23 protein-coding genes are annotated in these 22,228 nt (G+C 32.4%); 4 read left to right on the top strand and 19 right to left on the bottom strand.

Annotated features, from left to right (window positions below; all coding sequences use genetic code 11):
* Nucleotides 1-147 precede the first annotated feature (147 nt).
* The 13 genes from LQ686_RS12810 to LQ686_RS12750 all read right to left on the bottom strand — a co-directional run bounded on the left by LQ686_RS12810 (nucleotide 148) and on the right by LQ686_RS12750 (nucleotide 8,299).
* Nucleotides 148-369, bottom strand: coding sequence for a YozE family protein (locus tag LQ686_RS12810; protein WP_025906287.1), 222 nt, complete (start codon nucleotides 367-369; stop codon nucleotides 148-150).
* The gene (locus tag LQ686_RS12805; protein WP_025906286.1) at nucleotides 370-873 is read right to left on the bottom strand and encodes a PTS sugar transporter subunit IIA; all 504 of its coding nucleotides are present in this window, start codon (nucleotides 871-873) and stop codon (nucleotides 370-372) included.
* Between the two features lie 14 nt (nucleotides 874-887).
* A complete protein-coding gene (msrB, locus tag LQ686_RS12800) occupies nucleotides 888-1,316 on the bottom strand; it encodes a peptide-methionine (R)-S-oxide reductase MsrB (RefSeq protein ID WP_025906285.1) in 429 nt (142 codons plus the stop codon).
* A gap of 1 nt (nucleotide 1,317) precedes the next feature.
* Nucleotides 1,318-1,836, bottom strand: coding sequence for a peptide-methionine (S)-S-oxide reductase MsrA (msrA, locus tag LQ686_RS12795; RefSeq protein WP_037560246.1), 519 nt, complete (start codon nucleotides 1,834-1,836; stop codon nucleotides 1,318-1,320).
* Between the two features lie 27 nt (nucleotides 1,837-1,863).
* The gene (locus LQ686_RS12790) at nucleotides 1,864-2,430 is read right to left on the bottom strand and encodes a DUF2140 family protein (protein ID WP_107596830.1); all 567 of its coding nucleotides are present in this window, start codon (nucleotides 2,428-2,430) and stop codon (nucleotides 1,864-1,866) included.
* Complete coding sequence (locus LQ686_RS12785) at nucleotides 2,420-3,262, bottom strand: DegV family protein (RefSeq protein ID WP_239733443.1); 843 nt, start codon at nucleotides 3,260-3,262, stop codon at nucleotides 2,420-2,422. The genes LQ686_RS12790 and LQ686_RS12785 overlap by 11 nt, the downstream gene beginning before the upstream one ends.
* Nucleotides 3,249-3,998 (bottom strand): lysophospholipid acyltransferase family protein, encoded by a 750-nt coding sequence (locus tag LQ686_RS12780; RefSeq protein WP_107565643.1) that lies wholly within the window; start codon nucleotides 3,996-3,998, stop codon nucleotides 3,249-3,251. Before LQ686_RS12780 ends, LQ686_RS12785 begins: the two co-directional genes overlap by 14 nt.
* Nucleotide 3,999: 1 nt before the next feature.
* Entirely contained in the window at nucleotides 4,000-4,476 is a 477-nt protein-coding gene (locus tag LQ686_RS12775) for a dihydrofolate reductase (protein WP_037590516.1), read from the bottom strand.
* A gap of 15 nt (nucleotides 4,477-4,491) precedes the next feature.
* Complete coding sequence (locus tag LQ686_RS12770) at nucleotides 4,492-5,445, bottom strand: thymidylate synthase (RefSeq protein ID WP_025906279.1); 954 nt, start codon at nucleotides 5,443-5,445, stop codon at nucleotides 4,492-4,494.
* Between the two features lie 299 nt (nucleotides 5,446-5,744).
* Entirely contained in the window at nucleotides 5,745-6,545 is an 801-nt protein-coding gene (locus tag LQ686_RS12765; RefSeq protein WP_107565642.1) for a class I SAM-dependent methyltransferase, read from the bottom strand.
* The gene (locus LQ686_RS12760) at nucleotides 6,529-6,966 is read right to left on the bottom strand and encodes a BrxA/BrxB family bacilliredoxin (protein ID WP_025906276.1); all 438 of its coding nucleotides are present in this window, start codon (nucleotides 6,964-6,966) and stop codon (nucleotides 6,529-6,531) included. The genes LQ686_RS12765 and LQ686_RS12760 overlap by 17 nt, the downstream gene beginning before the upstream one ends.
* 3 nt (nucleotides 6,967-6,969) lie before the next feature.
* Nucleotides 6,970-8,094, bottom strand: coding sequence for a virulence factor (locus tag LQ686_RS12755; RefSeq protein ID WP_107565641.1), 1,125 nt, complete (start codon nucleotides 8,092-8,094; stop codon nucleotides 6,970-6,972).
* Nucleotides 8,095-8,104: 10 nt separating this feature from the next.
* Nucleotides 8,105-8,299 carry a zinc-finger domain-containing protein gene (locus tag LQ686_RS12750; RefSeq protein WP_049318859.1) on the bottom strand — a complete coding sequence of 65 codons (195 nt, stop codon included), beginning with the start codon at nucleotides 8,297-8,299 and terminating at the stop codon, nucleotides 8,105-8,107.
* A 151-nt stretch (nucleotides 8,300-8,450) separates the two neighbouring features.
* Here LQ686_RS12750 and LQ686_RS12745 point away from each other — a divergent pair, with 151 nt between their 5' ends.
* Nucleotides 8,451-9,140, top strand: a complete 690-nt coding sequence (locus LQ686_RS12745) for a queuosine precursor transporter (protein WP_103361151.1) — start codon at nucleotides 8,451-8,453, stop codon at nucleotides 9,138-9,140.
* Nucleotides 9,141-9,201: 61 nt separating this feature from the next.
* On the opposite strand, the gene LQ686_RS14315 is transcribed toward LQ686_RS12745, so the two are convergent.
* The 4 genes from LQ686_RS14315 to LQ686_RS12725 all read right to left on the bottom strand — a co-directional run bounded on the left by LQ686_RS14315 (nucleotide 9,202) and on the right by LQ686_RS12725 (nucleotide 14,297).
* Nucleotides 9,202-9,597 (bottom strand): hypothetical protein, encoded by a 396-nt coding sequence (locus LQ686_RS14315; protein WP_345772686.1) that lies wholly within the window; start codon nucleotides 9,595-9,597, stop codon nucleotides 9,202-9,204.
* 3 nt (nucleotides 9,598-9,600) lie between these two features.
* Entirely contained in the window at nucleotides 9,601-10,800 is a 1,200-nt protein-coding gene (locus LQ686_RS12740) for a poly(glycerol-phosphate) alpha-glucosyltransferase (RefSeq protein WP_345772685.1), read from the bottom strand.
* A gap of 162 nt (nucleotides 10,801-10,962) precedes the next feature.
* On the bottom strand, nucleotides 10,963-13,164 hold the full coding sequence (locus LQ686_RS14310; RefSeq protein WP_182461801.1) for a YPDG domain-containing protein: 2,202 nt from the start codon (nucleotides 13,162-13,164) through the stop codon (nucleotides 10,963-10,965).
* Complete coding sequence (locus LQ686_RS12725) at nucleotides 13,152-14,297, bottom strand: pectate lyase-like adhesive domain-containing protein (RefSeq protein ID WP_107572878.1); 1,146 nt, start codon at nucleotides 14,295-14,297, stop codon at nucleotides 13,152-13,154. The genes LQ686_RS14310 and LQ686_RS12725 overlap by 13 nt, the downstream gene beginning before the upstream one ends.
* A gap of 451 nt (nucleotides 14,298-14,748) precedes the next feature.
* Here LQ686_RS12725 and LQ686_RS12720 point away from each other — a divergent pair, with 451 nt between their 5' ends.
* On the top strand, nucleotides 14,749-15,147 hold the full coding sequence (locus LQ686_RS12720; RefSeq protein ID WP_239733444.1) for a ribonuclease HI family protein: 399 nt from the start codon (nucleotides 14,749-14,751) through the stop codon (nucleotides 15,145-15,147).
* 42 nt (nucleotides 15,148-15,189) lie between these two features.
* Here the strand turns inward: LQ686_RS12720 and LQ686_RS12715 are convergent, their stop codons facing one another.
* Nucleotides 15,190-16,074 carry a 5'-3' exonuclease gene (locus LQ686_RS12715; RefSeq protein ID WP_103361645.1) on the bottom strand — a complete coding sequence of 295 codons (885 nt, stop codon included), beginning with the start codon at nucleotides 16,072-16,074 and terminating at the stop codon, nucleotides 15,190-15,192.
* A gap of 11 nt (nucleotides 16,075-16,085) precedes the next feature.
* Nucleotides 16,086-19,514 carry a dynamin family protein gene (locus LQ686_RS12710; protein WP_119489230.1) on the bottom strand — a complete coding sequence of 1,143 codons (3,429 nt, stop codon included), beginning with the start codon at nucleotides 19,512-19,514 and terminating at the stop codon, nucleotides 16,086-16,088.
* A 285-nt stretch (nucleotides 19,515-19,799) separates the two neighbouring features.
* Between LQ686_RS12710 and LQ686_RS12705 the strand changes: the two genes are divergently transcribed.
* Both LQ686_RS12705 and LQ686_RS12700 read left to right on the top strand, forming a co-directional pair.
* Nucleotides 19,800-20,279, top strand: coding sequence for a cupredoxin domain-containing protein (locus tag LQ686_RS12705; RefSeq protein WP_103361643.1), 480 nt, complete (start codon nucleotides 19,800-19,802; stop codon nucleotides 20,277-20,279).
* Nucleotides 20,276-21,928 carry a b(o/a)3-type cytochrome-c oxidase subunit 1 gene (locus LQ686_RS12700; protein ID WP_103361642.1) on the top strand — a complete coding sequence of 551 codons (1,653 nt, stop codon included), beginning with the start codon at nucleotides 20,276-20,278 and terminating at the stop codon, nucleotides 21,926-21,928. The genes LQ686_RS12705 and LQ686_RS12700 overlap by 4 nt, the downstream gene beginning before the upstream one ends.
* Nucleotides 21,929-22,228 lie beyond the last annotated feature (300 nt).

Raw genomic sequence — 22,228 nt, 5'->3', positions numbered from 1 at the left:
CTATAATAAAGTTAGAATTCAACAAAAACTAGGCTACTTATCCCCTATAGAATATAGGGAATTAGCAGCCTAGAAAATAGTGTTTTTATTGTGCTCCCTTAGTAAGGGTGCAGTGCCCCACTTGAAAATGAGGTGTTTTATTTTACCTTAGAATTTCAACCACTCTTCGTATGATTCGAATAAATCATCGAAGACGCTCATTGGTTGTGTGAACATGGCTTCTGTTTCTAAGTAATCTGAAAGTGTGTGGTAATCGTTTGTGAATTTAGGAAATGATAAGTCTTGGAAGATTAAATCTGCCAACTTACCTACTTCGCTTTTTTCACTTCGCTTTGTTAGTGCGTATTGATAGAAAGAATATTGTTTCATTTATTTCATTTTCACATCAATAGCCTTAGTTTCACCTTTAACTAGACTTTCTAATTTTTCGATATTAATTTCTTCAGCGTCATCTGTGTTTGTAATAATCACAGGACTGATTACTGATTTTACTTTTGATTCGATTGTTTCAATGTCGAATTTTAATAACTCATCGCCTTGTTTAACTGTATCACCAGTATTAACAAGTGCTTCAAAGCCTTCTCCACCTAATTGAACAGTTTCTAAACCTACGTGTACCAATACTTCTAATCCGTTAGCTGCTTTAATACCTACAGCGTGATTTGAAGGTTTGAATACATTCACAACTTCTCCATCAAATGGTGCTACTACTACACCTTCTGTTGGTTTAATGCCGAATCCTTCACCCATCATCTTTTGAGCAAATACTGGATCTGGAATATCTTCAATTGCTACATATTCACCTGAAATTGGTGCAAATACTTCAACATTTGTATCTTTTGATTTGTTACCGCCAAATAATTTTTTAAACATTACAATCGACTCCTCTAATTTTTAAAATGATTTACTAATTCTCCATACCCTAAATCTTCTAATTTATCATATGGAATAAATTGTACAGCAGCTGAATTAATACAATATCTTAAGCCACCAGATTCTTTAGGACCGTCATTAAAGACATGACCTAAATGACTATCTGAATCTTCAGAGCGTACTTCAGTTCTGATCATACCATGTGTTTTATCAACAAGTTCGATAATTTCTTCATCATCTAACGCTTTTGAAAAACTTGGCCAACCACAATCAGATTCAAATTTTTCTTCTGAAGTGAATAATGGCTTACCAGATAATTTATCTACATAAATACCTTTTTCAAAGTGATTCCAATATTCATTTTGAAAAGGTGGTTCTGTACCATTTTGTTGTGTTACGAGATATTCCATTTCATTTAATTCATCTTTACTTTTTTTAAGCATTTTAACGCCCCCAATACTTTTCTATAAATGCTTTACGTCCAGAACCTTGTTGATACCCTTGATAATGTGCAGGATTCTTCAAGTAATAATCTTGATGGTATTCTTCCGCAGGGTAAAAGTTCTTGTACGGTTTAACTGGCGTAATGACTGGTTTATCAAAAATATTTTGTTCATTTAATTGATTGATTTTGTTATGTGCTATTTCTTCTTGTTCTTTGTCGTGATAGAAAATAACAGGTTCATAACTTTCGCCTCTATCAAAGAACTGACCTTTGTTATCTGTTGGATCAAAAGTCTTAAAGTATATATCTAAAATAGCTTCAAAGTCTGTTTCATCTTCATTGTATTCAATTTGAACTGCTTCAACATGACCAGTTTGATTTGTACAAACTTCCTCATAAGTTGGATTTTCAACATGACCACCACTATATCCGGAAGTCACTTCAATAATACCAGGGAATTCATTGAAAGGTTTAACTAAACACCAAAAACATCCCCCAGCTAACGTTGCATATGCCATAGTTGTACCTCCTTTAATGATGTTAAGTTACTTTAACTTAATATCAAAGTACCATTTTTTGTCTAAAATATCTAATGTTTGAATTTGTATAGACTCAACATTATCAATATCCAACTGATCTAAAGATAAATTGAATGATTCATCTTTAGGATTTACATGAATATATGGTGGAAGTTCACTATATTTTTTGATTTGAGATAAAATAAATGGATTTGAAATATTTAATTTACCAATATCTATCGATTGAATTTTGAAATAGATTATATCGTTATTTAATTTTTTAGGTTTCGTTTGAAGTGTAATATCAATATCTTTACCTAAAATTTTAGTACGCGTATCAAATGACAATGATTTCTTAGTGATGCGTGATTGAATATCATAATCTTTCATAGAAGCATTCATTAACGATTCTAATTGTGCATTATCAAAAGAAATGGTGAAATCTTTCTTAGTTTGTTCTGTGTTTATGGTTGGATGGTTTGTATCGTCTGAAATTTGAGACCATACATAAGCTAGAGCACCAAGTATTAGAATAATTAATATAATAAAAGCGTAAAACCAAGCTCTATGATTCATCCAATGTTTATTTTCCATAGAAGAACACGCCAATAGCACCTTCACCAGTATGTGTTGAAACGACTGGTGTCGTCACTGCAGTATCAAACAAGTGGAAATTTTTCTTTTCTTTAATTGTATTCATCAATTTCGTCATCAATTGTTCTGCATTCGCATCTGCAATACCAATTTTAATAAGTTCTTTATTCTCTAAGAAGACATCTAATTCTTTCATTAAATATTTAACAATTGCATTTTGTGTTCTTGCGTTATGCATCATTTCGATTTTTCCGTTAATCAATTTGCCAATTGGTTTAATATTCATCAATGAACCGAGTAAGCCTTTCGCTTTACCGATTCTACCACCTTTAATTAAGTTGTCGATATTACCAATGACCACAAATAGTCTTAAATTATTTTTAATCACTTCAATTTCTTCGACGATTTCTTCAACAGTTTTACCAGCGTTAATCATCTTCACGACTTCTTCAATTTGGAATCCATATGCTAATGAAATGAATTGACTATCCACAACAGTAACTTTACTTTCTGTCATTTGTGCTGCCTGTTGAGCTGCACTAAATGTACCTGATAACTCAGAAGTCATGTGAATACTAATAATTTCAGAACCATCTGCTCCTAATGCGTCATATGTTTCAACAATTTTACCAATTGGTGGCTGACTTGTTTTAGGTAGTTCTTTAGCATCTTTCATTTTTTCTAGAAATTCAGTTGAGCTAATATCCTCTTGGTCTACGTACGTAACACCATCGATTAGTATATTTAGGGGTACGACAGTAATGTTATTTTCTTCTAAAAAGTCTGCTGATAAATCTGTCGTCGAATCAACAACTATTTTAATTTTTGACATAATGATTCTCCTTTAATGATTGAACAGTATTACTAATTTTTCCTTGTACAAATTGACTTACTTCTTGCATGGTCTTATCTTCAAAAATAGAAGGCTCAATTGGGTCTAGAATGTGTACATAAACATCACCAGGGACCATTTTTTTAGAATCTTGAGCTTCCATGATTTTAGATGTCCCATAAATCGCAATAGGTACAATTTTAACTTTAGCTGATTTAGCTAATTTAAAAGAACCTGCTTTAAATTCTTGCATTTCTCCGCCTTTACTTCTACTACCTTCAGGAAAAATTAATAAAGAATGTTGTTCTTTTAATTTGTTAATACCATCTTTTATCATTTGTAAACTTGCGCGTCTATTTGAACGATCTAAATATATACAATTCATTTCTTCCATCCATGGACTTAAAAACGGAATTTTTTGAACTTCTGTCTTTGAAATAAATCCAAATGGTTGTGGTAAATGAGTAATTAATACAGGAATATCAAAATTACCTTCATGATTTGAAATGTATAATACAGGCTCATCAAATGGTTCTGTATTGCCAGACAAGTGTGTTGTAACACCAGCTGAATCTAGAATGCGTGAAGCCCATCTTTTTGCATATAAAAAGATCATTTCATCTTGTTTGCGGACATCATTAATCAATGACTTCTTATGTTTAACTTTGTTTAATTGTGAAGACACAAGTGCTGCATAACCTATAATATAACCGATTGTTTTCGTCGTTCTTAACATACTATTTTTTCCTTTCCAAATGCATATAAGTGTGTGGTAAAGTGTTTTTTTCATCGAGTTCGCCAGATTCAGATGAAAGAACCGTCCAATCTTTGAAGTCGTATGGAGGGAAAAAGGCATCACCTTGAAACTTATCTTCTATTACTGTTACATACATATCGTCAACGCGGTCCATCATTTGTTCATAAAGTCCTTGACCACCAAAGATAAAGATATGTCCATCAAGTTGATCGATTTCATCTAAAGAATGAATCACATCGACACCTTCGTGTTCAAAAGATGGATTTGTCGTTAATACAACATTACGTCTATTCGGTAATGGCTTACCTAAAGAATCAAATGTTTTTCTTCCCATCACGATCGTATTTCCAGTCGTCAATGCTTTAACTCTTTTTAAGTCATTTGGTAAATGCCATGGCATTTTGTTGTCTAAGCCAATTACGCGATTTTGATCATGACAAACTATAATTGATTTCATTTAAATTACTCCTTTTTAAACTGCAATAGGTGCTTTAATACTTGGATGTGATTCATAACCGTCAATTTCTAAATCTTCGTATTCAATATCAAACAATGATTTATCTGTGTTGATATTAAGTTTAGGTGCATCGTAAGAATCTCTTGAAAGTTGTTCATTTATTGCGTCTATATGGTTTTTATAAATATGCGCGTCACCAAACGTATGGACAAACTCGCCTACTTCTAAACCACATTCTTTCGCAATTAAATGAGTTAATAAGCTATAACTCGCAATATTAAAAGGTACACCTAAGAAAATATCTGCACTTCGTTGATATAATTGACAGCTTAATTTTCCGTCTTTCACATAAAATTGGAATAATGTATGACATGGTGGTAATGCCATCGTATCTATTTCAGTTGGGTTCCAAGCAGAAATAATATGGCGTCTTGAATTAGGATTTTGTTTAATGTTTTCAATTAAAGTCTTAAGTTGGTCAAATCGTTTACCATCTTGATCTTTCCAATCTCTCCATTGTTTACCATAAACATTGCCTAAGTCACCGTATTTTATCATAAAATCATCATCATTCAGAATCTTATCTTTGAATATCGCAAGTTGCGCTTTATATTGTTCATTAAATTCATCATCTACTAAAGAACGGCGACCAAAGTCCGTCATATCAGGACCATCATAGTCATTACTTTCAACCCATTTCTTGAAAGCCCACTCGTTCCAAATGTTATTCTTATATTGTAATAAATATCTTATATTTGTATCGCCTTTAATAAACCATAAAAGCTCAGTTGCAATTAATTTAAAAGAAACCTTTTTAGTTGTTAATAACGGAAAACCTTCAGATAAATCAAATCTCATTTGGTGACCAAATATAGAAATCGTACCCGTACCCGTTCTATCGTCCTTATTCTCGCCTTCTTCTAATACCCTTTTACATAAATCGTGATACGCTTTATCAAAATTATTCATTTGAGCACCTCTTTTTCATATTCTCCTGTTACTATATTAACGAAAATAACGGTAATTTACTACTGATATAATATAGAAAATTTCACGATTATTAGGTATAATGGATATAAATTAATAAAGTGCTAACAAAATGAAGGAGGCTATTTCAATGAATGAAATTTTTGCTACTTTAGGGTTCTTCTTATTATTATGCTATATGATTAGTATGTGCATTACAGAATAGTATCAATAAGGGGTAATATACAAAAACTGGGACAATCTTTTGTCCCAGTTTTTGTATTTTTAAATGATTACGTCCATCACTCAAATTTATAACCTCGATTTATTCTCAGTCCATAATGTGTTTTAGTGCTTTTCCTTATACATTGTATTGTATTAAACTTTTTGAAAATCTCGCTTTTATAATGTGCTTTTACGATTAAATATTTGAACCCCGATACACTTTTGATTTCTGAAGGTATTTCAATATTTCGTGAAAGTTCCCCCATTCTATCGTCTTCATCAAGTGTTTGTTCAAACATATGATCTAAATATAAGATATCTACCAATTCTGAATGTTGTTCGACCCAATTGTGATAATCATCATTTATATAATGGATTCGTCTTAATTCGTCTTCCGTTAAATAGCGTTTCATGCCTTCAGAAATGACATAATGGATAAGTGGATTTTGTTCTATTGCATATATATTTGCTTGCTGATAATGCTTTAATATTAAATACGTATCTCGTCCAAATCCCATTGTGCCATCTATGAAATTAAATGTTGTAAAGTCTGATGTTATTTCATCTAACATTTCAATTAGTACTGGCATCTTATGTTGTTTCATTATATGCAATTTAACTTTGACAGTATCTAAGTGAAAATATATCGGTGTATCTGGTGTGAAATAGAGTTTAGGTCCACTACTTTCAAATACAATTAATGGTGTCGTTTCTCGTTGAAATAATTGATTAATCGTTAATTTTCTTCGTTTAATGATTTGAACATTCTGAATGGATGCTAATTTAGATAACACAGAAAATGCATCCTCTACTTGTTTGTAGAGAGATGCATTTGTCTTAACGGCAGTTGTGATACGAATATTAGTCACAGTATTCATCAAAAGCGTCTTTAATATCCAAACAGATTTCTTGGATATCTCTTCCTTCAATATGTTCACGTGGCATAAAGTACTTAAGCTCGTTACCTTTAAATAATGCCATTGATGGGCTTGATGGTACTTGTGCGATATATTCTCTCATTGTTTCAGTTGCTTCTTTATCTTGTCCAGCAAATACTGTAGCGATTCTAGAAGGTTTTTTATCATTTTGTTGAGCTACTGTAACAGCTGCAGGACGTGCTAAACCAGCTGCACATCCACATACAGAGTTTACAACGATAAATGTTGTTTCATTCGGTTGTGCGTTCTCCATATATTCTTTAACTGATTCTGCTGATTCTAAACTTTCAAAGCCTTGTCCAGTTAATTCACTTCTCATTGGTTGAGCGAGTTCTTTCATGTATTGTTCATATGCATTCATATTTTATCCCTCTTTCTTTCTATTAGCCATTTGTTTCCAAACAGAACCTAATGCTTCTTCACCATTTTCGATTCTTTCAATTGCCATTTGTACTTGCAATTTAACATCGAACGCTGGATCGTCTTGTCTTTTCTTCAATGCTTCTAAAGCAGTTTCATCACCTTCATCAAATATAAACATAGCTGCACGCCATCTTACAATTTTCTGAGGGTCTTCTAATGCTTCAATCATTACTGGTAATGCTTCTTTAAATCCTAAATCACTTAAACAGTCACCAGCTGTTCTTCTAACAGAAACAACTTTATCTTTCATACCTTTGTATAAATAAGGTAATGTTTCTTTTGATTCAATCATACCTAATAGTACGATTGCCATTCTGCGTACTTGAGGCTTTTCATCATTTAACGCGACATCTAATAATGGATAATCGTCTTCTGTTGGTGTTGGAAAGTCATTTAACATTCTTAATTTTACTTTCCAATCCTCTTCTTGTTCAAACGTTTCTTTATCAACATGTACAAATTGCTTTTCAGGAATGGTAATGTCACTTGTTAAAGCTTCTTCAACTAAAGCCTCTAATTTCTCTTTAGGGTACAAAGCTAATATTTCTTCTTGAACGGTTGCTAATACTTCCTCTACTTCGCCGTAACGTACACCTAAATCTTCCCATTTTCTTAAAAAGACAACATTATCTGAGTCTTTTGTCGCTTTTAGCATACTATCAATATAAATTTCAGGAAGTTGTTTTCGTTTTTCTTCTTCTTGAGTTGTTAATTTAATTTGATAAGGTATACCTTTAAATTTTAAGACTTCAGCTTTTACTTCACCGAAATGTTCGTTTACTTTTTTTTCAGCAAAGTCCCCTTCTTGATCTGAACCAGAGATGGCTGCTGTAACGTCTTTAAGTAAAGTATCCCAGTTTTCTTTTGGACGCTTATCTACAGCGATAAAGTCCATAACATGGAATACAGATTTAATACCATCTAATTGAAGAATACGGTTAATGAATTCTGGATTATGATCATTCACTTCAGTATAAGTATTTGAAGACCTATCTTCTTTCTTAAATGATAAAACGATTTTCATCGTATTTGGGCTTGGTGTCGGTTCAACTCTAACAATTTCCATAATATCCTCCTTATTGCAACTTGTTACCTAATTGTTTAATGCGTATACCGATAGAACATTCCGATATACAATACTGATGTGCTTGGTGTTTACCTTTAGTTTCCCTATAATGTGTCTTTAATAAACACCCTTTACAGTATGTTTCCATCAATTGATCTATTTGTTTAATTGCTTGTTTCTCTTCTTGAGCTAAAATGAGTGTCACTCCCTTACTAGACCGTTATTATAACATTCATCATACAAATTGTTTACGATAAAGCTTATTGATTTTTATAACTTTGAGCCGTATAATAGATAAGTTCGATTATCGCGGTTTCTAAACACCCGCTATATCAAAATTTAGGAGGAACAAAGTTATGTATAATGAATTAATAGGTATTGGAACTTTCTTCGTTACGTTTATATTGATGCTCGTTCTATACCGATTTTTTGGGAAAACTGGCCTGTTCGTTTGGGTTGCTATAGGTACTATTATAGCAAATATACAGGTTATTAAAACAGTAGAACTCTTTTCAGTTAGTGCAACACTTGGAAATGTTATGTTCGCATCAATATATCTTGCAACAGATATATTAAACGATATCTATGGTAGAAAACAAGCACGAAAAGCAGTTTGGCTTGGATTTTCTTCAGTAATCGTCATGGTTATATTATTACAGTGCTCATTAGCGTTTATTCCTGCACAGGAAGATATCTCTCAAGAAGCGCTAGAAACAATCTTTAATATTGTACCAAGAATTGCACTTGGATCCATCATTGCATATATCATTGGTCAACATTTAGATGTATTACTATTTACATTAATTAAGAAGAAATTCTCTTCAGATAGAACATTCTATATAAGAGCTTACGGAAGTACAGTTGTCAGTTCAATAGTCGATACAGCGATCTTTGTATTGATTGCGTTCTATGGTAACTTACCGAACAATGTTGTATTTGAAATATTCTTTACGACATACTTCTTAAAACTCATCACAACTTTATCTAACGTACCGTTTGGTTACATTGCTAAATCAATGTACAGAAATGGTAAAATTAGCGAATAATTTCATACAAATCCAATAAAAATCCTACCTACTCCATTTCAATGGAAAAGGTAGGATTTTCTTATTGATGGAATACCTTCAAATACTCTACATAACTTGTTAAATAATGTTCGATATCATCTATCTCTACACGATAACCTTCATGTTTAATATAGAATGCCTCTAATATGCGCTCTGGATTTTGGAAATACATTGCAACTTCAGGATAAAAATAACCTGTTCTCATATAATCTGCTCTTCTATGAATCGTATCAACCAATAAATCAACGTCAATATATTGTTTAATCAACTCAGATTGGTCATGTTGTTTCGCACTTTCTACTATATTATATGTAGCCATTAACATGCCTAGTAATAATGGATCTGTAGATTGACGATTTTGTACATTCTTCAAATGTTCTCCTAAATTTTGAAAAGCAAATTGATAATATTTTTCTTCTGGTTCTATTTGAATCAATACTTATGTACTATAACTTAACCAGTAGTCATGGTGTTTCCAATATGATTTTTGAATAAATTTTTCATAAAGTAATTTGGCAGTATTCAACCATTCTTCATTTTGATCCAGTTGATATAATTTTAATAACGCTAAAGCTGCTTGACCTTCATAATAAATGACTCTAAATGAATCTTTAACTGATAAATCTGGATAATTCAACACATGAGTTGTTTCTCCGTTCTCATCAATCATATTTAATAAGCCTTTCGCAACATTTTGAGCTACTTTTAAATACTTCTTATTAGAGCGACCGTATTGTATATAACCACATACAGCTAGTATAAATGCAGCGTTCTGACCTAATTTAATCTCATTAATATAGTGTGTGTCATCAAATACATAAGTTGCACCGTCATGTTTATATAAATAATGATTGATAATGTAATCTATCGGTTTCTTAGCTATACTTACATTCTTCTTCAAATAAGATAATGATTTAATAAATGCATATGTTGTCGAACTATGACATAAATTGTTATAAGTATTGATATTGATATCAAAGTGTGGAAAATAGCCATAATGATACTTACCATTATCTTGTATAAGATTCATCAAATAATCTGTATTCGTATGAATCATACGATTAATTTCAACTGGAAGATTATCTATTGGTCTTAACCCTTTCTTGTAACCTTCTTGTTCTAAATTTATAACCTGTTCTTCTTCAATAAAGAAACTCTTTGTATAGAATCTCTGAACTACTTTGCCATCATAATCTTTGTGTAAATACAAATTATAATTCTTCTTATACTTTCTTAAATAATGATTGATATTTTTCTCAGAAAGTATGAATATCCCTTTCTCGTTTGTAGGTCTAATAAAAGCATTGCTGTTTATTTCTTCTGGTAAAAATGCTGGATGCCAATTGGAATCTAATGCAAAACCATACTCAACATGATTTCTAGTTGTATGAACTAAGTTTTCTTTTAAATCTTCAAATGGGATGTCTTCAACAGATGTTACAATATCAATTTTAATCCATTTAGCCGCTTTACCACTCTTCTTACGATATGTTTCGATAAATTTAATCATTTGATTACTGTTCGATAATTTAAAGCTTTTAACAACGGCTTTAACTTTAGGATGGCCTATACTTATAAATAACCTTTCACAATCAGAATGGTCATTTATAATTTGTTTAATTTGCTGTTTAGCATTCACGTTCTTTCATTCCTTTCAATTTCAATATATGTATATAAATCTTTTTTAATCTGAATTCAAATATGTATAGACAAAAATGAAAATAATCATTTTATTTTAAATAAAATTAAAAATGAAGAGTCTGGAACATTAATGTTCCAGACTCTTATTACTCATTATATTTTATTGTTCTTCTTCTTCTTTTTTACGACGACCGAATAAGAATAATGAGCCAAGTCCTGCGAATAAGCTTCCGAATAAAGTAGCATTTTCAGCAGGTGTTTCACCAGTGTCTGGTAATACTTTTGCTTGTTCTTTGCTATCTTTATTCATCATGTTATCTTTAGAACTTTCCATACCATTAGTGCTTTGTTGTTGTTCAGTTTGTGCCATATGTCCAGCATGATCAGCAGCTTTGCTATCCATACCATTCATATTGCTAGAACCAGCATCTGTGTTATCAGAAGCTTTTTCAACTACAACACCAACAGTTACAGTTTGTTTAGAACCATCAGGGTAAGTAACAGTTACTGGAATATCAACTTTAGTACCAGGTGTTACATTCTTAGGTGGAACAACTGTAATGTCACCAGTGTTAGGATCTACAGTTACAGTCCATCCAATTGGAACTTTGTCTGAAGGTACTTCAAACTTCGTACCAGGTGGTAACTCTTTATCACCAGTTTGTGGGATATGAGTTGATGTACCAGGTTTAACTGGAGTTGGACCTTGATCTTTAGAACCATATCCAGGTGTATTGTCATCAGCTTGAGTCTTACCAGCTGGTTTGTCAGCAGGTTTTTCGACTACAACTTTAACAGGAACGATTTCAGTAGAACCGTCTGGGTAAGTAATTTCAACCGGAAAATCATAAGTATGATTAGTTTTCGCATCAGCCGAAGGTGTAATAGTTATATTACCCTTATCATCAAATGAAAATGTCCAACCATCCGGAATAATAACATTTTTTGGAATTTTGAATGTCGTATTATCTGGTAATGGTTTGTTTTCAGGTGTAGTAATAGGTAATTCAGTAGCAGTACCTGGACTTGTTTCTTTATATTCTTCTCCGTAATTCGGATCATTTGCTTTGGCATCCGTGTTACCAATCAATAAGAAACGTTGGTTACTACCGAGATCAAGATCTTTAATTGATAAACCGTTATTACTTTCAAGCGTTGATTTTCCTTCGTTTACAGTAGTAGAACCTGATTTTGTGTGTTTACCAGCTACAACTGATGAGAAATTTGAGATGTTTTCCCAAATATGCGAAACATTACTATCAATATCTGAATCGTACATACCTTTTCCACTAAACTGGCGAGCATCCCAAGTTCTTACCTCATGATTACCAGACCATTTAAGCACATTGTCTTTAGTAAGATCTCCATATATAAGTGTCACATTACCAGTAGGTTGGAAGTATGTTCCTGCGTCACCACCTGAAACAATGCCAGTACGTTGCAAGTTGAAGTATTTCACTGTACCTTCAATGAAGATACCTCTTTCACCATTTCCGCCACCAACATTACCAAATCCAATTAATTCAGAATGATAATCTGGATTATCTGATTTAATATCAAAAGTTGAATTCTCTTTAAGAATTACTGCTGATTTTGTTGCACCAGATACAGGTAAAGTCATAACAGGGTTGTTACCACCTTTTTTACCTTTATCATCAATCTGATGGTTTCTAGCATCAACTTTAAATACAGCATTTTCATGTACATTAAATGTAGAGTTAGAGTTCAAACCAATAAGGTTATTTTTTCTAGCATCTCCATTTAGTTTATTTTCAGATACAGCATTGAACACGGCATCTCTTTCTATATTGACAACTGAACCACCGTGCATGTTTATAATGTTACCATTACCTTTTTGCTTGATATTGATAGTAGTTCTTTGTCCGGTATTTAACATACCATATTCTCCGTCACTACCTAATCCTTGGCCAACACCATAACTAAAAATATCTTGTCCAGTTAAATTAATCGTACTATCGTTACCTAAAACAATACGGACCCCATCTCCTTCAGTTGAGAAGATTGTATGTGCATTATATTCATCAAATGGATTTTCTGATGAAGTATTTAAAGTAACTGTTGAATGATGACCAAATGAAAGGTTACCGTTGAGGTATTTTCTTGCATTAGTTGTGTTATTGTTACTTCCGTAAACTTTAAAGATTTTACCTTTAGTACTCATATCCATGTTGATAGTACTATTTTCAGATGATCTAATAACATTTGCACCTATAGTAATGTTTTTGTCTTTACCACTTTCACCATTGTTATGACTTGTGAATGATTCTAGTAAGTTAACTTCTAATTTATCGTCATTAATTAATGTTCCACCAGTATGTGTAATGTTTCTTAAATTAAGCACATGATCGTGTGAACCATTTTTGAACTCGAAAATACCATTGTTTTCCCGCCAGCTGCATTGTTTGTTCTACTAGCTGTTCTGATTTCACCATTATTAAATGTGAAATTCCAAGCTGGTTGGTTATTACCATTTGCAGGTACTTCAATGAAGTTATCTTTAGCATCGAATACGTGACCATTTAAGTTAACAGTTATCGCTCTTGGATTGTTACTTAATGTAATGTGATTATATTTCGCACCTGCTGGTCCTCTTGTAGAAGCAGGCATTGAGATATCTTGAGTGAAATTGATTGTTCCAACATTTTTGTCTTCAAGTGCTCTAAAGTACTCAACCCAGTTACTTACATTACGTGTTTGAAGCTCTGCTGCTCTAAACACACTTCCATAACTTTCACCTGATCTTGGTGCTTGTCTTGAAGGTTGTTCTAATGTTGTTGCTTCGACTTTGTCTTTGTTTTGATCATTAACAATGTCTTCAAGTGATTTAGATGACACGCTGCTTGTATCTACATCAGAAATTGTATTTGTAACTGTTGCTTCTACTGTCGGTGTATCTACTGCAGGTGTTTCTTCAACACTTGCTGGTTGTACTGCATCTACAGTATTAACTGCTGGTTCTGCAGTTTCTGTTGCTGCTTCAGTAGTAGTTTCTTCTTTAGCTACTTCTGTTGATTCAGCTTTTGGTTGTTCTGCTTTTTCAGCAGTTTCAACTTTAGCAGCTTCTGGTGCTACTGTATCAACTTTTGTTGCTTCTTCTGTTGATGCTTCTTCTGTAGTTGATTTATCTTCTGTAGTTGATTCTTCGTTAGTTGTTGTATCTTGTGTTGTTTCATCAACTGCAGGTGCTTCGGTAGTTGCTTCTTCTTGTGGTTGTTCTGCTGGTGTTTCCGCTGTACCGATTTCTTTAGTTTCTTCTACATTTGATGATTCTTCGATTGCAGATGCTTCTTCAACTGGATCTGTTGATTTGCCTTCTGCTTTTTCTTCTTGTGCATGTTTTTGAATTACATTTTCAGATGCAAATGCATCGTGAGTTGGTAAGCCTAAGAATATAAGCGTACCGATTAGTATCGAACACGTTCCTACCGTGTACTTACGGATACTAAACTTCTGTAATTTCCGTTGCTTATCCATTAGCAAGCCCCTTTACTATAAAATTTCATAAAAGGCAACTTTACTTATGGCTGAGTTTCCCCCGTTACTATTTTGTCTCTATCTCATTAGTAATGTGTTCAGTATATATTCTATTAATGAATCTCAGATATATGAGTGAAGTGCACACTATTAATATGTGAATGGTCGTGCGAAACTAACTCTCCTTCCGTTAAGATTATCCACACATAAGATATGAACAAAATTATATTTCGTTCTGAATTAGTATATCACTTTTAATGTCAATTTCAAATACTATTTATCCATAACTCTATAATTTATATATACTATTTTTACAACTTGTAATATTATGTACAATTTTGATGAAGAATTATTAAGTCTGAATTAAAGATATTATGACCATTTATTGAAGTCTGTTTATCGTTCGTGTAAATTAGATGAGAAGGTAAATAATTTGAAAGAGTTGATTGAAATGCCGCAAATATATTTTGACGCCTCTTCTAAAGGCAATCCTGGAGAGAGTTGTTGTGCATGCGTCATTATTACGGATGATGCGAGACATCATTTTACTTCATATATAGGTGAAATGGATAATCATTGTGCTGAATGGGAAGCGTTAATCTTCTCTATACAACATGCGACTGAATTAGAAGTTGGTAATGCGTTGATTTATACAGATTCGAAATTAATTGCAGATAGTATTGATAAAGATTTTGTCAAAAATCCTACGTTCAAACCCTATTTCGAGCTATTTAAAGAATTAGAACGTCAATTTGATTTAATATTTGTAAAGTGGATTCCACGAGCTCAAAATAAAGAAGCCAATCAATTGGCACAAACTGCCTTAAGAAAACAATTAAAGCATAAATAAAAAGCATATCACGACGGCGCGTGATATGCTTTTTGCGTTTAATTATAAGAAGTTCGTAGTTAAATATTTACTTGATACGAATAATTCATGTTCATTACAGATTTCGATAGATTGTTCGATTTCATGATGATATGTCATTTGATTCAGTAAATCTTCTGTTTCTAATGGTACATCTGTATGAATTTGAGCAAGTTGTTTCGACATTGCTAAGTCATCTCGATACGTGATGATTTTCTTTTGTTGTCCTGCTGTTAATTCGTTAATGTTTTCAAGAACATTTTCAACAGATTGATATTGTTGTATCAATTTAATCGCTGTTTTCTCACCGATACCTTTAACACCTGGATAACCATCAGCTGTGTCACCCATAAATGCTTTAACATCTACTAATTGATGTGGCTCTAAACCATATTCTTCTCTAAACTTATGAATATCATATTTATTGTAAATATTGAATCCTTTTTTCGTCAGCCATATATCAACATCTGTATTTATACATTGTAATAAGTCTCGGTCACCACTCACGACATATGTTTCATGCCCTTTTTCTTGAGCGCGTTTACTAATTGTCCCAATGACATCATCCGCTTCATAATTCGTAATACCTAAATTGAGTAGTCCTAATTTCTCAGCGATTTCTTTCGCTCGGTCAAATTGTGGAATCATTTCTTCAGGTGGTGCAACCCTATTTGATTTATATGCTTCAAACATATCATTTCTGAAAGTCTTAGATCCCATATCCCAACATACGGCAACATGTGTCGGTTTAATATCATTGATTACTGTATAAGAATGTCTAATAAATCCTTGTACAGCATTCGTAGGAATTCCTTTAGAATCTCTCATAAACTGTTTATGAATGCTTGTTGCATAAAAATGTCTAAATAATAAAGCCATACCATCTATTAATAATATTTTGTTACTCATATTATGCTCCTTTATATCTCTTTTAAGACGTTTTCGATTTTTTCTATGACATCATTATCAATATTTACAGACAAGTAATCTTCAATAAGATGAATCGTCTCTTGATTATATTGATCGATGTACGACTCACCTATTGTATCATAATGTGCCAAATTATTAGTTAACGCTTCATTAAACGTCACGATTGGATGGTCGATAAGCTTCATTGTATCATTTAAAATTGCATTTTGCGTTTCTTTTACTTTAGATGTCTTAATTAAATCTTTCTTACTCACCGAACTGATTGTTTGTTTCGCAATATCTTGAACGTGAATGCTAATCGGTTCTGGATTAATTTCATTTTCAAACTCATGTTTAAACTTAGAGATTAAAATAGAAGCATCATTTAATTCAACAATTGTTGGTGTTAATAAATCATCAAATGTTCTCGCATAAAAATTCTTTAATCTTTCTACGATAAGCGAGCTTTCCAAACTTAATTTCTGATTTAAATCATCTACATAATATTTCGTACTCATTTGAAGAGATTGTTTAAATTGATCCGTAACGGTCGATGTATTGAAATGTTTTTTGACGATATCATTTAATTGTATATTCAATCTGTCTTTCAAGTAATACAGTTGATCGTGAATTTCTTTTTCCAGTTGATGATGTGATTTAATCACAATTTGATTTGTGAAGTTCTGTTTATCTTTATAACTGAGTAAAGTTGATTTTCTCTTTTCAAGTTGTACTTTATCTTGTCTATACGTATGCACCATTTGTTCTAATTCATTCGTCAGTTGTTTAATTCTAGATTCTACTTGTGACTTTAGAACTTGCTTACTTTCAACTTTAACAAAGTGATCTAACGCGTTCATAAGTCGTTTGAACTCGTCATCATGTGATTTCAGTGCTTGTTTACTTGAAACTGGATAACATTCTGGTTTGATGTTCAATGCATCTAATGATGATTCTACGTAAGATATAACAGCTTGTTTATCTTCTTCAGATTCTGCTAAATCAATGGCGTTAATAACAAATTTCAAACCTTGTGATTGTTGTAAATTATTCATATCACGCATATAAGTTAAGAACTCACCGTCTTTATCAGTAAAGGCATGATTATAATAACTCACATAAATAATTAAGTCACTTGATGCAATAATTTGTTCAGTCTCTCTCGTATGTCTTTGGTTATTAGAATTAAGACCTGGTGAATCGATTATAATCTTGTCTTTTAACCATTCTTCTTCAAGTCTTAAATTAATTTTGTGTACAAATGCAGCATGTGTATCATCAGCTGTTAACTTTTCTAATTCTTCTATATCGAATGCGACAGATTTGCCTTCTTTTAAGATATCTTTGTAATGATTAAAGTTCGTCTCGATTGCTTCAAAGAATGCTAAATGATTACTAGATAATGATGCATGTTGTTTAATATCTTTATCGTCAATGAATGATTCAATTGTTGAGTACTGTTTATTGGCGAACTCTGTTATATGATTAATCTCTTCTAATAATTGCTCATAAGTCTTAAATGTCACTTCTTGTTCAGTACCGTAGCTAATTTCAGTAATACTTGCTGTCGTTGGATTCGGTGAACTTAGTAGCACTGGCTTTTGTAAAATAGCATTAATTAAACTACTCTTACCTGCACTAAATGTTCCAAATACAGCAATCTTTGTGATGTTATTCTCTATTCTTTCAACTTGGCTTTCAATGTTATGCACTTCACCTTCAAATAAAGGCAGTTTCTTTAAATGATTGATTTGATCTTTAAGTTGTTGCAAGTTATTTTCTTGATGTTCCGTTTGAACTTCTTTGTATTGTTGTTTCGCTTCTTTCTTATCTTCTAGGTCAAGCTCATTTATATTAATGAAATGTCTATCTATTAATTTATCGATAGATTCATCAAGATGAATATAATAATGTTGATAATTGTTTGTGATAAGTGATGTTTTTAAATTCTTAAATTCAACATATGTTTCATATTCATTCAATTGATTCGTTTCTTCATTAGACTCGTTATGCACTTCACTCGAATTAACGATTTCTTCTATTAATTGATTTGTTTCATTGCGTATTTTTCGATTAATCATTTCTGTAATGCCTTTAGAATAAATTAACACGTAATCATTTGTAATCGATGTTTGCTCTTGTACATGATCACTTAATTCTTCTTTACTAATCGTATATTGCTGGTTGATGATTTTCTCGAATAAGTCCGCATCTTGAATGTATTTGTTCAAGTTCTCTAATGATTTAATCCATACTTTCGTAATTTCATCGTGAATTTTGATGTCTAAAGCTTCTTTCACTTGTTCAAGCGTTTCATCTTGAATCATCGCTTTCTTCTTATCTTTATTAAATAATCCTTTAACTTTATAGTCCTTAGCCGTTGTTTCTAAATATTGACGAATCGTTTCTCGCATTTCATATGGCATCAAATAAGCGTTATCTAAAATTTCTTTGCGCTTTTCTTTTAAATTTGAAGTGAACTGATCTTTATCTTGAATTAATGATTGTTCACTTTGGACGTTGAATTTCTCTTTGTATGCTTGATAATCGTCATCAAATGTTTCTTCAGTAGAATCAATATCAGAAAGAATCGTTTCCATATGTTGATTAATATATTTCAGCTGTTCTTGTTTAATGTAATTCGTCACACGGTCAATAAATACTTGGTGTTCCGTACGTTGTTGATCAAGCTGATGGATATATTGATTAAATAACTGCTTCTCATTGTTCGGCGTATCATATTTAGAAACATAAAATATCTTCTCTAAATTCAGTTTCCAATCTGTAACGGCTTTGTTAACACGATTTTTATATGTATCAAACGAGATTTCATCTTCGTCATGTTTATCGACTTGGTTGACGACCAATATAACCGGAATATCCAGCTTGTTTAACGATTTAATAAAATTAAAATTCATATCCGACTGCACATGATTATAGTCGACTGTATAAAATACATAATTAGATGTCAGCAAATATTGAAAAGCACTTTCTCTATGATTGTCACTCATTGAATCGACACCAGGTGTATCTTGAAAAGTAAAGCCTTTATTGAATTTATCTGATGTAAATTCAATTTCGATAGATTCCACTTCTCTATCTTCAGTGTTAAGCCTTTTAACATCTTCTTGATTATCTACAACTGTATATTGATTGTTGTTTAAATTAACGGAAATGCTGTTTTTATCTGAAGAAATCAGTTGTGCTGTGTTGCTTGTCGTAGGGACAGGAGAACTTGGTAATATATTTTGTCCGATAACTTTATTAATTAATGTAGATTTCCCTGCTGAAAAATGTCCGACAAAACTCACTGTATATTGTTCGTTATATATTTTTTTAATCATTTCATTGATTTGTTTAATTAATGGTTGGTTAGATGACTTTTCAATTTCTTTTTTTAATTTATAAAGTAAATCTAATGATGCTTGATTACGATCCATTTTAATTCCCCTTTATTTTTACACAAATAATTTAAATAGTGTGATTTACATCACATTAATTATTTAATCTCTATTCTATTATAAATAATGAAGAGAATATAAGAAAGGATGAATAAAATGACAGTCCAAAATAATGACCTAAACAAGAAGACTGATGACCACTCTCATGATGATCTGGATTTAAGAGGCACACTGTATTCAGTTTTCACATTGGGAGGCATCTTTGCAGTATTATGGGTAATTTGTTTTATTTTATTTTTAGTAAGAATTTAAGGGGTGAAATCTGTGCATAAATACGAAAAAGTATGGCTAAAAGTCGGCATTAGCTCATTAGTCATTTTCTTAACAATTTTGATGATTACAGGTTTGCATAATGGACACACGCCAGCCGCTTCTGGTAGAGACTATGTTAATCCTGATAAAGTCGATCAAATCGAACCTTTCAACAAACCAGGTTTACACAAAGTTAGCGGCAAAGATTACGACTATGAATTAGTTATTCTTGCTTCAGCTTTCAATTATCAGCCGGGTAAAGTCGAAATTCCTAAAGGTTCAAAAGTAAAAATCATTGCGACAAGTAAAGATACTTTGCATGGATTTAGTTTACCAGGCACAAACGTCAACATGATGTTAGAACCTGGACATATTAGTGAATATTACAAGACATTCAATGAGAAACGCGAATATTTAATCATCTGTAATGAATATTGTGGTATCGGACATGCAGATATGAAGTCGATGATAAAGGTTGTGGATAAAAAATGATAACACGATTAAATAAGAATGATAGCAGACTTGTGATGGCGCATATGTATGTAGCTATTGGTTGTTTAGTCCTTGGTGGATTAGCAGGTTTGTTACAAACATTAGTAAGATCAGGATATTTACAATTACCTAAACAAATTTCTTATTATCAAATCTTAACAGTGCACGGTATCGTATTAGCATTAGTACTGACAACTTTCTTTATCTTAGGCTTTCAATTTTCTGCAGTAGCTAAGACATCTGGACATTTAACGTCTGTACAAAGAAAGTTCGGTTGGGTTGGATTTTGGGTAATGATTATTGGAACGCTCATGGCAGCAACAATGGTTCTATTAAACAAAGCCACTGTTTTATATACTTTTTATGCACCATTAAAAGCACATGCTATTTTCTATATTGGTATGGCGCTTGTTGTTGTAGGTAGCTGGATTTCTACAGTTGGACAAATTTTAAAATATGTAGAATTTAAGAAGAAGAATCCAGGTAAGAAATCTCCCCTACTAAGCTACATGGTAGCTATTAACGGGGTAATGTGGATTGTATGTTCATTAGGTGTTGCTGCGACAGTACTTCTTCAATTAATTCCTTGGTCATTAGGTTTAGTTGAAAGAGTAGACGTAACATTAAGTAGAACATTATTTTGGTATTTTGGTCATGCACTTGTTTATTTCTGGTTGTTACCAGCTTACATGTGTTGGTATGCAATTGTGCCAAAGATTATCGGTGCAAAAGCATTCTCTGACAACTTAGCAAGAATGTCATTTATGCTATTCTTATTCTTCAGTATTCCAGTTGGGATACACCACCAATTAGTTGAACCAGGTATTGATGATACATGGAAATACTTACAAGTTGTATTAACATTTATGGTTGTCATACCTTCAATGATGACAGCATTTAGTCTGTTTGCAACATTTGAAAATTACGGACGTTCTAAAGGCTATAAAGGATTATTCACATGGTTTAAATCTTTACCATGGAATGACGCAAGATTCGTATTACCATTCTTAGGTATGTTAGCCTTTATCCCAGGTGGCGCAGGTGGTTTAGTAAACGCATCTGCACAAATGAACGGATTAATTCATAATACAATTTGGGTAACTGGACACTTCCATTTAACAATCGCTTCAGCAGTCATCATGACATTCTTCGGAATTATGTACTGGTTAATACCTCATTGTACAGGTAGAAAACTAACTAAATTCACAAATAAATTAGCACTTATGCAAGGTTATACTTGGGCAATCGGTATGACAATTATGAGTGGCGCGATGCACTATGTTGGATTAGTAAAAGGTGCACCAAGAAGATCAACATATTCAGAATATGGCGGTGCTAAACAAGCTGCTGAATGGATACCATATCAAGTACTACAAGCAGTTGGGGGAACAATTTTATTTATTTCTATAATATTAGTCGTAATGGTGTTTATACACTTAGCCTTCTTATCACCTAAAGGCGAAGAAGAATATCCAGTATCAGAAGCATTGGACGAAGAACAACCAGTCATTAAATTTGTTGAGAACTGGAGATTCTTAATCATCGTGACAGTATTGCTTATCTTAATCGCATATACAGTCCCTATCGGACAAATGTTCACAGATCCAGCACCAGGAGCCAAAGGATTAGGAGAAGGCAAGCTTTGGTAAAACTAAATTAATATATTTAACTTAGAACCTTCATACAATGATGAATAATAGGAAGACTGGCAACAAATCTTTAGAAGATGCGTTGCCAGTCTTTTTTTGTGGGGTTTGGGGGTGGTGTTTGTAATGAATATCTCTTGGCTAATATGTTGGATAAGTATGGAGGTTAGCTGAGTCTTGGCTTAACGCCATAATTAAGCCAAGAGATTGTCCAAGTCTGATGTGAACCCAAATATTTGACCTAAACAAATCAAATTATTGGGGTGCATTCTTATGAGGAAAAAATATGATTTTAAATTCAAA

This window comes from Mammaliicoccus sp. J-M41 (genome assembly GCF_022385935.1).
Lineage (GTDB): Bacteria > Bacillota > Bacilli > Staphylococcales > Staphylococcaceae > Mammaliicoccus > Mammaliicoccus sciuri_A.
This window is presented reverse-complemented; position numbering and strand designations above follow the sequence as displayed.